This window comes from Streptomyces sp. NP160, assembly GCF_006335115.1.
Classification (GTDB): Bacteria; Actinomycetota; Actinomycetes; order Actinomycetales; family Quadrisphaeraceae; genus Quadrisphaera.
On the sequence record NZ_VDMJ01000021.1, the window covers coordinates 1 to 12,737 of the forward strand.

Genomic DNA, 12,737 nt, shown 5'->3' on the forward strand with positions numbered 1-12,737 from the left:
TGCTGCGCGAGGCCGGCGCCGCGTACGCCGCGCTGCTGGCGGAGCGGGCGCTCGCCGGGCAGGACGTGCTCGACGCCGTGCCCGTGGGCCTGGCCGCCGGGTGGGTCGACGCCGCGGTGCGCGCCGCGGCGACCGACGCGCTCGGGGCCGAGCGCGTGCTGCGGCCCGTCGAGGGCGGCGAGCCGCTCCGGCCCGACCGCGCCCAGGCCCTCGACGACGGCCCGCTCGCCGACGACCCGACCGCGCTCGCCGCGCTCGCCGGGCTGGTCGGGGGCCTGGTCGCGGCCCCGCGGCGCGCCCGCGGGGCGCTGGAGGTGCTGGGCGTGCGCCGGGTGGGCCTGGCCGAGGTGGCCGAGGTGCTGCCCGCCGAGCCCGCCGCCTGGTGCGCAGCGGTCGTGGCGCTGGCCCCCGCGGCCGCCGACCCGGCCGCCCGCGAGCAGCTGGCCGTGCTGCGGGTGCCCCTGGCGGACGGGCGCACCGCGCCGTCGCCGCGCGGCGTGGTGCTGCCGCACCCCGCGGTCGCGCAGGGCGCTCTGGTGGAGCTGGCCGCGGCGGGGCTGCGGCTCGCGCACCCCGCGGTGGCCGCCGAGCCCGCCGCCGTGCGGCTGCTCACGGCGCTCGGCGCCCAGCTCGCCGGCCCGCGGGAGCTGCTGGCGGCGCCGGAGGTCGCCGAGCTGGTCCGCGATCTCGACGACGACGACGGGCGCGTGGGGTCCCTGCTCGCGCTCGTCGCCGACGCCGTGAGCACGCAGGGCCTGGCACCGGGGGACCTGCCCGCCCTCGCGGAGCTGCCGCTGCGGGCCGGCACCGGAGAGGTGCTCCCCGCGGCGGGGCTGGTGCTGCCGGGCTCGGTGGCGGCCGAGCTGCTCGACCCCGACGAGGTGGCCCCGGTCCACCCCGAGCTGCTCGCCCGCTGGGGCGAGCCGGTGCTGGCCGCCGTCGGCGTGGCCGGGGCGCTCGCACTGCTGCCGCTCGGCGACGTCGACCCGCACGACCCGCCGGAGGAGCTCCTCGACGTGGCCGGCGGCGAGGAGTGGCTGGCGCAGGTGCTGGCGCGCGCCGGTGACGGCGCGGTCGCCACCGGCGTGGTGGCCGTGCGCGACCTCGACCTGCTGCGCGAGGGCGCGCAGGGGCCGCTGCTGGAGCACCTGGCGTCGGTCCCCGCGCTGCGCACCGCCGTGCTGGGACCCGTGCGTGTGGTGCGCCCCGACGGGTCCGCGGTGGACGTGGCGACGCCGAGCGCCGGCTGGCTGCGCGCCGAGCTGGGCCTGGCGGGCTGCGCCGGCCCGGGCTGCGGGGAGGGGCTCGCGGCGGTGCTCCCGCCGGCGCCCGCGTGGGCCCGGGCGGTGGAGCCCGCGCTGGGGCGGGTCCTCGGGATGGTGGCGGACGCGGACGACCTCGACGCCGACGGCTGGCAGCGGGTGCTCGACGGCGCCTCCGGCCCCGACGGAGGCGCCGCGCCGGTGCCCGCTGCGCTGGCGGGCCCGCTGGGGGCGGCGGCCCTGCTGCCGCTGTGGCGGGCGCTGGCGCGGGCTGCCCTGGCCGACGGCGACCTGGGGGCCGCGCTCGAGCCGCCCGCGCACGTGCTCGCGCTGGACGCCGGCGGCGCCGTCGTCGTGGTGCCCGCCGAGGCCGCCGCGGTGGTGGACGACCCGTGCTGGGCTCAGCGCACCGACCTCGGCGCGCGCCTCGTGGCGGGGGCGGACCTGGCCGCCGCGCTGGCCGACGTGCTCGAGATCTCGCTGTCCAGCGAGCTCGCACCGGGCACAGTGGACCCCGTGGGTCCGACGACGACGGCAGCGGTGCCGCCGCAGGTGCGCTCCGCGCTGCCCGGCTGCCCGGCGCGCTGGACCGAGCACGACGCGCTGGGGGTGGACGGCCACGACGTGGCGTGGTGGGTGAGCGGGCGCGGTGAGGCGGCCGACGTCCGCGCCACCACGGCCGACGGGCTGGCCCGCGGCCTGGCGCTCGCGGCGGGACGGTGGGAGGCGCGGGCGCTGGTGGCCGAGCTGCTCGCCGAGCCCGGCCGCGCGGCCGCCGCGCTGGTCGAGGACGCCGCCGGGGGGCGCGCGTGACCCGGCGCCCGGGGCCGCTGCTCGCCGCGGCGGCGGCGCTGGCGCTCGCGGCCTGCAGCCCCGCCGGCGCCGACCCTGACCCCGACGCCGCCGAGACGCCGAGCAGCGCCGCCACCACCACCGGCGCCGACGGCGTGGCCCACCAGGGCGGCACGGCCGTGCTGGCCTTCGCCGGGGACGTGCACTTCGAGGGGTCGTCGTCGTCGACCACCGACCTGGGCAGCGCCTTCGACGTGCTCGCGCAGGCCGACGTGGCCCTGGTCAACCTCGAGACGGCCGTCACCACGGGCGGCACGCGGGTGGACAAGCAGTTCGCGTTCCGCGCCCCGCCGAGGGCGGTGGCCGCGCTGGAGGCCGCAGGGGTCGACGCGGTGACGCTCGCGAACAACCACGGGATGGACTACGGCGCCTCCGGCCTGCAGGACACGCTGGAGGCCGGGCGCGAGGCGGGGCTGCCGGTGCTCGGCGCCGGCGAGGACGTGGACGACGCCTTCCGCCCGCTGCGCCTGGAGCCGCAGGGCGTGCCGGTCTCGGTGATCGCCGCCACCGACGTCATCGACACCTCCGTGCAGACGGCGTGGACCGCCACCGCCACCAAGCCCGGCCTGGCCTCCGCCAAGGACTCCGACCGGCTCCTCGAGGACGTGCGGGACGAGGCGCAGGCGGGGCGCGTCGTCGTCGTCTTCCTCCACTGGGGGACCGAGCGCGTGCAGTGCCCCACCGCCCGGCAGCGCTCGCTGGCCGCCGACCTCGCCGAGGCGGGGGCGTCGGTGGTGGTGGGCAGCCACGCCCACGTGCTGCAGCCGACCGGCGAGGTCGGCTCGGCCCTCGTGGCGTACGGGCTGGGCAACTTCCACTTCTACGCCAAGCCCGGCAACACCCTCGGCACGCAGACCGGCGTGCTCACCGTGGAGGTCGGCCGCGACGGCGCGCAGGGCAGCCGGTGGCACCCGGCGGTCATCCGGTCCGGCAAGCCCGAGCTGCTGACCGGGGCCACGGCGACCGCCGGCGGGCGCAGCCCCGACGAGCTGGTCGACCTCGGGCGCGCGTGCGCCTCGGGGAGCACCCCCTCGGCGCCGGCGCAGCAGCGGGTCACCGGTGACGACGGCGGGGACGGCGGGGACGGCGGGGACGGCGGGGACGACGGCGGCCCGGGGGCGTCCTCGGCGCCGCCGAGCGCGCCGGCCGGGCCCAGCGCCACCCCGACGGCCTCCCGCACGGAGCCCGAGCCGCCGGCGGCGAGCCCGTCGGAGCCGGGCGCGTCGGCGTCGGCCTCCGGCTGACGCTCAGGCCACCGCCCCGGCCACCGCCCCGTCCACCGCCCCGTCCCCGGAGAGGACGACGCGGTCCCGACCCGCCCGCTTGGCGGTGTAGAGGGCCGCGTCGGCGTCGCGCATGAGCGAGGACGCCGGGCGCCCCACCGCAGCGGCGACGCCGGCCGAGGCGGTGACGCGGATGACCGCCGCCGTCAGCGGTGACTGCGCGGAGGCGGCGCGCACGCCGGCGAGCACCCGCTCGGCCACGGCCGTGGCGGCCGGGGCGTCCAGGCCCGGCAGCAGCAGGGCGAACTCCTCCCCGCCCAGCCGGGAGGCGCACGCGCCGTCGGGCAGGTGCTCGACGGCGGCGTCGGCGAGCACGGCGGACAGGACCAGCAGCACGGCGTCACCGGCGTCGTGGCCGTGCGTGTCGTTGACCGCCTTGAAGTGGTCGACGTCCACGATGACCACCGCGAGCGGCGCCCCCGGGGGGAGGGCCGCCGCCGCCGCGTGGAGGCCGCGGCGGTTCAGCAGCCCGGTCAGGGGGTCGCGCACGGCCTCGTCGGCGAGGCGGCGGGAGGTGCTCTCCGCAGCCAGGCGGCGCTCCACCACCTCGCTGACGTCGCGCAGCAGCACCGCGCGGCCCGCCACGACGCCGCGGCGGGTGCGGATGGTGCTGACGCGCACGTCGAGGTGGAGCCCGGGCATCGGCGAGACCTGTGCGCCGACCGCCGCCGTCGTGGTGCTCAGCGGGGGGAGGAAGGGCGCGACGTCGGCGAGGGGGCGGCCCAGGGCGCCCTCGGGGTCCGGCGCCGCCCCTGGGGCGGCCAGGCGCTCGAGCAGCCGCCGGCCGGAGGCGTTGAGGTCCACCACGGTCCCGCGGGCGTCCGTGACGAGCAGGGCGTCCGGGAGGTCCTCGAGCACCTGGGTGCGGACCAGCGGGAGCACGGCGAGCATCTCGCGGCGCAGCATGCCGCGCACCGCGACCAGGGAGGCCGCCGCCAGGGCGAGGGGTACGAGGTCGACGTGCTGGTCCGCTGTGGTGCGGCCCAGCGAGACGACCACGCCGGCGGTCACCGCGAGCGCGCAGACCAGCAGCGTGCGCAGGTGCGGCCGGTAGACGGCGGGGGAGCGGACCAGCCCGCGGGCCAGGTGCACCAGCGACAGGCCGGCCGGGACCCCGAGCGCGGCGACGACCGCCGGGTAGAGCGGTCCGTCGGCCCAGCGGTCCGGCGAGCCCGCCGCGCCGGGGGAGTCGGTGTAGAGCAGCTGGTGCCACGGGTTGGCCGCCAGCGCGGGCAGCACCAGCAGCGGGGGGAGCACGAGCACGGCCAGGTCGAGCGGGCCGGGGCGCCGGTGGGGCGCGTCGCCGGTGCGGGCCAGCCAGTACGCGCCGGCCGCCACGGCCAGCGCTCCCGCGGTGGCGAGCAGCCGCAGCGCCGCCACCGTCCGGAGGTCGGTGGCGGTGCTGAGCCCGGCGCCTGCCGCGCACCACAGGGTGGCGCCGCCGCTGCCGAGGGCGTAGGTCCGGGCCGCGCCGCGCTCGGGGCGCCGCCAGGCGAGGGTCGCCGCGACGGCGCAGCACAGCGCGCACGCCGTGAGCACTGCCGTCCACGCCACCGCCACCCCGTGATCATCGGCAGGTCGCGGGTCTGCCAGGAGGGGGTGCCGGTCCTCCGAGGTGGGGACGCGGGCGGGGGACGCCGGCGCTCAGCGGCGCCGGCGGCGGTTCTCCCGCGCCAGCGCCAGGAGGCCCAGACCGGCGCCGGCGGCGCAGGTCCACAGCCACCAGGTGCGCCCGGTGCTGCTCAGCCAGCCGTGGAGGAGCAGGCCGGCCACGAGCAGCACCAGCCAGGCGAGGGTGATCGTGCCGAAGGGGCGGCGGTCGTCGCCGGGCGGTGGCCCGGGGGCGGGGAGGCGCTCCTCGCGCCGCAGGTAGAACCGCACGCGTACCAGGCTAGGGCGCGGGCCGGCGGGAATGCGGTGGCCTCGGGCTACCGTTAGCAACAGTAATGACTTATGCTCATCACGTGACCCAGGCCGCCGCTCCCGCGCCCCGGGTGGCACCCACCCGCTGCAGGCCCGCGCCGCTGGCTGCCGAGCTGCGCGTGGGCGCCATGCGCCTGGCCCGCCGCCTGCGGCGCGAGCGCAGCAGCAGCGACATCACCGACGCCCAGTACTCGGTGCTCGCCGGTCTCGACCGCCGCGGGCCGCAGAGCCTGCGCGCCCTGGCCGACCACGAGAACGTCCAGCCGCCCTCCATGACGCGCACCGTCACCGCCCTTGAGGAGGCGGGCCTGGCCCGCCGCACCCCGCACCCCGACGACGGGCGCCAGCTGCTCGTCGTCCTCACCGAGGCGGGCACCCGCCACGTCCACGAGACGCGCCGCCGCCGCGACGCGTGGCTCGCCGAGCAGCTCGCCGCGCTCGGCCTCGAGGACCGCGCGACCCTCGCCCGCGCCGCCGCCCTCCTGCAGGAGATCGCCACCCGATGACAGTCCTCGCCAGCACCGGCCGGGCCCTCGCGCCGACCTTCCGCTCGCTCACGGTCCGCAACTACCGGATCTGGGCGGGCGGCGCCATCGTGTCCAACGTCGGCACCTGGATGCAGCGCGTCGCCCAGGACTGGCTGGTGCTGACCCAGCTCACGAACAACAGCGCGGTGGCCGTGGGCATCACGACGGCGCTGCAGTTCGGGCCGCAGCTCGTGCTCGGCCCGCTGACGGGCGCCGTGGCCGACAGGTTCCCCCAGCGCGCGGTGCTGGCGGTGACGCAGGCGCTCATGGGCACCTGGGCGCTGCTGCTCGGCCTGCTCGTGGTGCTCGGGGACCCGCAGCTGTGGCAGGTCTACGTGCTCGCCGGCCTGCTCGGCGTGACGAGCGCCTTCGACGCCCCGGTGCGCCAGACGTTCGTCACCTCCCTCGTGCCGCACGGCATGCTCGCCAACGCGGTGGGCCTCAACAGCGCCTCCTTCAACGGCGCCCGGCTCATCGGGCCCGCCGTCGCCGGACTGCTCATCGCCGCCGTCGGCACGGGGTGGGTCTTCCTCATCAACGCCGTCACGTTCGCCGCCACGTGCACCTCGCTGGCGCTCATGCGCCGCAGCGAGCTGGTGCCCGCACCCCGGCGCGGGCGGGGTCGCGGCGCCACCCGCGAGGGGCTGGCGTACGTGCGCAGCCGGCCCGACGTCATGCTCATCCTGCTGGTGGTGGGCCTGGTCGGGGCGTTCGGGATGAACTTCCAGATGACCACCGCGCTCATGGCCAGGGTGGAGTTCGGCCTGGGGGCGGACAGCTACGGGCTGCTCGGCTCGATCATGGCGATCGGCTCGCTCACCGGAGCGCTCCTGGCCGCCCGGCGCGAGCAGCCGAGGCTGCGCCTCGTCGTGGGCGCGGCGACGGCGTTCGGCGTCTTCGCGATCCTCGCCTCGGTGATGCCCGGGTACTGGACGTTCGCCGTGGCGCTCGTCCCCGTGGGCCTGTCGGCGCTCACGCTGATGACCGCCGCCAACGCCACCGTGCAGATGACCACCCCGCCGGAGCTGCGCGGCCGCGTCATGGCGCTGTACATGGCCGTCTTCGCCGGCACCACGCCGCTGGGGGCACCGCTGGTCGGCTGGATCGGCGAGGTGGCCGGCCCGCGCTGGTCCATCGCCGTCGGCGGCATCGCCGCGCTGGTCGCGGCCGCCGTCGTCGTCCTGGTGGTCTCCCGGCGCCAGGAGGTGCACGTGCACTACCGCCTGCACGAGCGGCCCCACCTGCTGGTGGAGGTCGGCTCGCTGGAGGAGCCCGCTCCGGCGGCGCTGCGCGAGCCGGTCGCGTCCGGCGCGAGGCGGGAGGTGGCCTGATGGCGCTGGTCGAGCTGCCCGAGGCGCTGGCCGCGGTGAGGTCGTCGCTGCTGGAGGAGTCCTTCGTGCGCGCCACGGCCGGTGGGCGCCGGCGCGGGACCGAGGCGGTGGCGGACCGCCCGGAGCGGGTGGAGGTGCGTCCGGTGCTGCTGCGCGGCGTGCGGCACCTGCAGGTCACCGAGCGCACCGGTCCCGTGGTCCGCACGCGCAACCTGCGGGTGCAGGGACCCGCCGGCTCCGTCGACGACGAGGCCCTCGACGCGCTGCTGGCGCTGCCCTTCGCCACCTGGCACGCCGAGACGGCCGCCGGTGCGGTGCAGGTCCAGGTGACCAAGAAGGGCCTGGCGACCGTCGGCCGGACCGCGGCGACCGCTGGTCCCGGCGCCGGTGCTCGCCCTGGCGGCGATCTCGCGAACGACCGTCGCAAGGAGCACCTCCTCGACCCCGGCGACCCGCTCTTCGCCGTGCTGGGCGCCGGCGGTGACAAGCGCCGCCAGGTGGACGCGTTCCTGCGCCAGCTCTCGGCCGCGCTCCCGGAGGGCCTGGCCGCCGACAGGCCCCTGCGCGTGGTCGACCTGGGCTGCGGCAACGCCTACCTCACCCTCGCGGCGCAGCGCTGGCTCGCCGGCCGTCCCGCCGGGGCGCGGACCGTGGGCGTGGAGCTGCGCGCCGACCTCGTGCAGCGCTCCACCGAGCGCGCTGCGGCGGCGGGCGTGGACGGGCTGGTCTTCGCGGCCGGCACCATCGCCGACGCCGACCCGACGCACCTGCTCGGCGGTCCGCCCGACGTGGTGCTGGCGCTGCACGCGTGCGACACCGCCACCGACGACGCGCTCGCCCGCGCCGCCGCCTGGGAGGCTCCCGTGGTGCTCGCCGCGCCCTGCTGCCACCGCGACGTGCAGCGCCAGCTGGTGGCCGCCGGCGCGGGCACGGCGGCCTCGTCCCTGCCGGCCGCGCAGGACGCGCTGGTCTCCTCCCCGATCCTGCGGGAGCGCTTCGCCGACGTGCTCACCGACTCCCTGCGCGCCGCCGCGCTGCGCGCCCGGGGGTACCGGGTGGACGTCGTGGAGTTCGTCGACAGCAGGCACACGCCGCGCAACGCCCTGCTGCGGGCCGTGCTCCCCCCGCGGCCCGCGCCGGCCGCGGCGCGCGACGCGGCGCAGCGGGAGCTGGAGGAGCTGGCGGCGTCGTGGCGGGTGCGGCCCGCGATCGCCGAGCGCCTCGCCCCCTGACGGGGCGAAAAGGGGAGGCGGGCCGTCGGAGGGCGGTTGTAGCGTCACAACGGCACCGGGCGCACCGCCGGGGCCTCCCTCCCCCCACCCGCCCTCCGAGGAGGTCGCCCTGTGCGCGAGCACGCGCCGCTGACGTGGCGGCGGCTGTCCGGCTGGGGCAGCGCCACCGCCCTGGCGCTCGCCGTGGTCGCGGCCGTGGCCGAGACGGTCGGCACCGTGGTGGCCGGCTCGCTGGCGGGCGGACCGACCACGGGCGCCGTCGCGCTGCTCGCGGCGCTGCTCGTCGGCTCCGCCGTGCTCGACATGGTCGGGCGCACCGGCTTCTCCACCGTGGTCGGCCGCGCCGAGGGGCGGCTGCGCTCGGACCTCCTCGACGCCGCGCTGCGCCAGCCGCTGACCACCCTGGAGTCCCAGGGCGTCGGCGAGCTGCTCGACAGGGTCGACGACGACACCCGCCAGCTGGCCCAGCTGGTCCGCCAGACCGGCTGGCAGCTGGGCCGCGCGCTGCTGCGCTCCGTGCTGGCCTGGGTGGTGGCCGGCCTGACGTTCTGGCCCGCCTGGTTCGCCTTCCCGCTGGTCGCGGCCCTCGCCTACCTGTGGGTGCACCGGCTCACGCCGGTGGTGGCCGCGCGCAAGACGGAGGAGGAGCTGGCCTGGTCCGACTCCGCCACGCAGCTGGAGGAGTCCGTCGCCGGCCGCGACGACGTCCGCACCTCCCTCGGCCAGGCGCACGTGCTCGCGCAGTTCTCCGCGCGCTCCGCCGAGGTGCTGCGCCGCTGCGCGCGCACCTGCCGCGCCGCCACCGCCGTCGGCCTGCGCACGGGCCTCGTGCTGCACGCGCTGCTCGCCGCGCTCGCGCTGGTCGGCGTGTGGCTGGTCACCGGCGGGCAGCTGGGCCTGCCGCTGCTCATCACCCAGTGGCTGCTCGTCACCACCTTCGTCGGCCGCCTCGGGGAGGTGGCCAACCACCTCCCCGAGGTGCAGGAGGGCCTCGGTGCGCTCACCCGCATCCGCTCGCTCATGGCCGCCGAGCGCGAGCCCTCCGACGGAGCCCCCGTGCCGGCGCCGTCGGGTGACCCGGTGCGCGACGGCGTGGAGGTCCGCGGCCTGCGCTTCACCTACGGCGAGGGCTTCACCCTGGCCATCGACTCCCTCGTGGTGCCCGCCGGCACCTCCTGCGCGGTGGTCGGGCGCAGCGGCGCCGGCAAGTCGACCTTCGCCAAGCTGCTCTCGCGGGCCGTGGAGCCGCCGGCCGGCACCGTGCTCGTCGCCGGGCAGGACGTGGTGGCCACCGAGCTCGGCTCCCTGCGCCGCGCGGTCGGCGTGGTCACCCAGCGCACCGAGGTGCTCTCGGCGACCCTCGAGGACAACATCACGCTCTTCGCCCCCGTCCCGCGCGAGCGCGTCGAGCGGGCCCTGGCCGACCTCGGCATCAGCGAGTGGGTCGCCTCGCTGCCGGACGGGCTCGACACCCGCCTCGGCGCGTCCGGCGCCACCCTGTCCGCGGGGGAGGAGCAGCTGGTGGCCTTCGCCCGGCTGCTCGTGCGCGACGTGCGCGTCGTCGTCCTCGACGAGGCCACCGCCCGCATGGACCCGCAGACCGAGCAGCTGGTCACCCGCGCCTCCCAGCGCCTGCTGGCGGGGCGCACCGGCGTGGTCATCGCCCACCGCCTGTCCACCACCCGCTGGTGCGACGCGGTGGCCGTGCTCGACTCCGGCCGGCTGGTCCAGCACGGCCCGCGCGCCGCGCTCGCCACCACGCTGGGACCCTTCCGCGACCTGCTCGTGGCCTCCGGCTCCGAGCGCGCGCCCTCCAGCGGCCCCGGGACGACGACGAGCGCGGCCGGCGGCGGCGGCCCTGCGGGCGGCGCGACCGCCGTCGCGGTGGCAGCGCCGGCGCCGTCGGCGGCGTCCGCCGCGCTGGTCACGCGGCGCGAGCGCCGCGAGCCCCGCCCGGCGCCTCCCGCACCCCGCCCGAGCCTGGCGCGGCAGGTGGCCAAGCTGCTCGTGGTGCACCCGCAGTGGGGCGTGGTCGGCACCTTCGCCTTCCTCGCCGTGACGCTGCTCGGCGCCTACGGCGCGCTGACCGGCTGGGCGTGGGGGCGCCTCGTCGTCGTGCTCGACGGCCAGCAGGCCGGGCAGCCGTGGCTGCTCGCAGCCCTCGTGGCGACCTGCCTGCTGCTCACCCCGGTGGGCATCGCGCTCGCGTTCCGCGTCTACCCGATGTGGTGGTCCGCGGCCACGCTGCGGCTGCGGCTGGCGGTGCTGCGCGGCCAGACCGAGCAGCGGCGCCTGCGCCGCACCCCGCCGGGCGAGGTGGCCGCCCGCGCCCTCGACAGCGACCGGCTGGTCATCTACTGCGACCGCTGGGTGGACGTCTTCATCGGTGCGGCGGCGGTGCTGGCCACCGGCCTGTTCAACGGCAGCGCCGTCGCGGCCCTCGTGGCGGGCGGCGTGCTGGCGCTGTCGGCGCTGACGGCCGCCGCGGGCGCCCCCGCCGCGGGCCGCGCCGGCCGCCTGGCCGGTGACGAGCGCGCCCGCTTCGGCAAGGAGCTGGTGAGCGCCCTCGACGCGGTGCGCACGGTGAAGCTGGCCGCGGCCGTGCACGCCGTCCAGGGCCACCTGCAGGCCGTCGACGCGCGCCGCGTGGAGGCGAGCGTGCGCGAGCAGCGCATCCGCAGCCTCCTGGAGGGCGTGCCGGGCGTGCTCGTGCAGGTGGGCGTGGTGGCCGCGTGGGTGCTCTTCCTCACGGGCGCGTGGGGCCTGGGGACCGCCCTGGCCGTCTCCACAGCCGTCTCCGGCTTCGGCTGGTTCGGCATCGTGGCGGGCGCCGCCGTGGTGGAGCTGCCCATCGCCCGCACGTGGCTGCGCGCCGCCAGCGAGCTGGCCGGCCGCGCCGACCTCGTGGACCTGCCGCCCTCGGTGGACCTGGTGACCGGCGCGGCGCCCGCGCCGGAGCCCGCCGGACGGGTGCCGCTGCAGCGGCTGGTGCTCGACGGCGTCACCGCCGTCCACGACGACGGCACCGTCGGGGTGCGCGACGTGTCGCTGGAGGTCGAGGCGGGCTCGCTGGTGCTGCTCGTGGGCAGGGTCGGCTCCGGCAAGTCCAGCCTGCTGTCCTCGCTCGTGGGCCTGGTCGACCACGAGGGCGCCATCCGGTGGAACGACGCCGAGGTGGGCGACCCGCAGCTGTTCCTGCGGCCCGGGCAGGTCGCGCACGTCGCCCAGGTGCCGCGCGTGCTGTCCGGGACCTTCACCGACAACGTCACGCTAGGCCACGAGCGCGGCTCGGTGGCCCTCGGCAGCGCCATCCGCGACGCCCGGCTCGACCGGGACGTCCGCGAGGCCGGCGGCACCGGCGCGCTGGTCGGGCACCGCGGCGTGCGCCTGTCCGGCGGGCAGGTGCAGCGCCTGGCGCTCGCGCGGGCCCTGGCCACCGAGGCCGAGCTCGTCGTCGCCGACGACGTGTCGTCGGCGCTGGACGCCAGGACCGAGCTGGAGCTCTGGTCGGCGCTGCGCGAGCGGGGCGCCACGGTGGTCGGCTGCAGCGCCAAGCGCAGCGCGCTCGCGCTGGCCGACGTCGTCGTCGTCCTCGAGGACGGCCAGGTGGCGGCCACGGGTGCGTGGTCGGAGCTGTCCGAGGAGTGGGGCCACCTGGCCGGGTGACACCCGCCGGTGGCGGTACGGTCCGGCCCTGACCAGGACGGTCGCGCGGGGGGACGGCGATGAGGTTCGAGGTGCTGGGAGCGCTGCGCGTCCTGGACGGGGTCGGCGCCGACGTGGGCACAGGGGCGCCGCAGCAGCGGGCGGTGCTGGCCGCGCTGCTGGCCGACGCCGGCCGCACCGTGAGCACCGCCGCGCTGGTCGACGCGGTGTGGGGCGAGGACGCCGGCGACGCGGCGGGCACCTCCCTGCAGGTGGTCGTGTCGCGGCTGCGCAAGCGCCTCGGCCCGGCGGGTCCGGCGCTGCTCGTCACCGCGCCCCCCGGCTACCGGCTCCAGGTGGACGACGACGACGTCGACGCGCGGCGCTTCGGCGCGCTCGTGGCGCGCGCCCGGGAGCGGTTCGCCCAGAACGCGCTGGTCCAGGCACGGGCCGACGTCACCGCCGCGCTGGTGCTGTGGCGCGGTGAGCCGTACGCCGACGTCCGTCCCGGCGTGGTCGACGCCGAGGTCGCGCGCCTGGTCTCGCTGCGCCTGACCGCGGTGGAGCTGGCCGCCGAGCTGGACCTGGCGCTCGGACGGCACGCCCAGGTGGCCGGCCGCCTGCCCTCCGAGGTGGCCGAGCACCCGCTGCAGGAGGGGCTGCGGGGCTCGCTGGTCCTGGC

7 protein-coding genes and 2 pseudogenes are annotated in these 12,737 nt (G+C 78.5%); 7 read left to right on the forward strand and 2 right to left on the reverse strand.

Translation table 11 applies throughout. The features are described from left to right. Positions 1-2,075: pseudogene (locus FHN55_RS22705) on the forward strand (hypothetical protein); the annotation flags it as partial. Further along, positions 2,072-3,358, forward strand: coding sequence for a CapA family protein (locus FHN55_RS11910; protein ID WP_139712540.1), 1,287 nt, complete (start codon positions 2,072-2,074; stop codon positions 3,356-3,358). The pseudogene FHN55_RS22705 and the gene FHN55_RS11910, both read left to right, overlap by 4 nt. Positions 3,359-3,361: 3 nt before the next feature. Here FHN55_RS11910 and FHN55_RS11915 read toward each other — a convergent pair whose 3' ends face one another. Continuing rightward, a complete protein-coding gene (locus FHN55_RS11915) occupies positions 3,362-4,951 on the reverse strand; it encodes a diguanylate cyclase (RefSeq protein ID WP_139712541.1) in 1,590 nt (529 codons plus the stop codon). Between the two features lie 90 nt (positions 4,952-5,041). Continuing rightward, positions 5,042-5,278, reverse strand: coding sequence for a DUF2530 domain-containing protein (locus FHN55_RS11920; protein WP_139712542.1), 237 nt, complete (start codon positions 5,276-5,278; stop codon positions 5,042-5,044). A gap of 83 nt (positions 5,279-5,361) precedes the next feature. Between FHN55_RS11920 and FHN55_RS11925 the strand changes: the two genes are divergently transcribed. The 5 genes and pseudogenes from FHN55_RS11925 to FHN55_RS24285 form a co-directional block, all read left to right on the forward strand. Further along, the gene (locus tag FHN55_RS11925) at positions 5,362-5,826 is read left to right on the forward strand and encodes a MarR family winged helix-turn-helix transcriptional regulator (protein WP_218974605.1); all 465 of its coding nucleotides are present in this window, start codon (positions 5,362-5,364) and stop codon (positions 5,824-5,826) included. After that, the gene (locus FHN55_RS11930; RefSeq protein WP_139712544.1) at positions 5,823-7,178 is read left to right on the forward strand and encodes an MFS transporter; all 1,356 of its coding nucleotides are present in this window, start codon (positions 5,823-5,825) and stop codon (positions 7,176-7,178) included. The genes FHN55_RS11925 and FHN55_RS11930 overlap by 4 nt, the downstream gene beginning before the upstream one ends. Further along, a complete protein-coding gene (locus FHN55_RS11935; protein WP_139712545.1) occupies positions 7,178-8,410 on the forward strand; it encodes an SAM-dependent methyltransferase in 1,233 nt (410 codons plus the stop codon). The genes FHN55_RS11930 and FHN55_RS11935 overlap by 1 nt, the downstream gene beginning before the upstream one ends. Positions 8,411-8,521: 111 nt before the next feature. Further along, positions 8,522-12,076: an ABC transporter ATP-binding protein gene (locus FHN55_RS11940; RefSeq protein WP_139712546.1), complete on the forward strand. Its 3,555-nt coding sequence runs from the start codon at positions 8,522-8,524 to the stop codon at positions 12,074-12,076. A gap of 59 nt (positions 12,077-12,135) precedes the next feature. Beyond that, a pseudogene (locus tag FHN55_RS24285) lies at positions 12,136-12,735 on the forward strand (BTAD domain-containing putative transcriptional regulator); the annotation flags it as partial. Positions 12,736-12,737 lie beyond the last annotated feature (2 nt).

Coding starts and splice junctions, on each gene's coding strand:
- FHN55_RS11930 (WP_139712544.1), top strand. CDS start 5,823: ATGACAGTCCTCGCCAGCACCGGCCGGGCCCTCGCGCCGACCTTCCGC.
- FHN55_RS11935 (WP_139712545.1), top strand. CDS start 7,178: ATGGCGCTGGTCGAGCTGCCCGAGGCGCTGGCCGCGGTGAGGTCGTCG.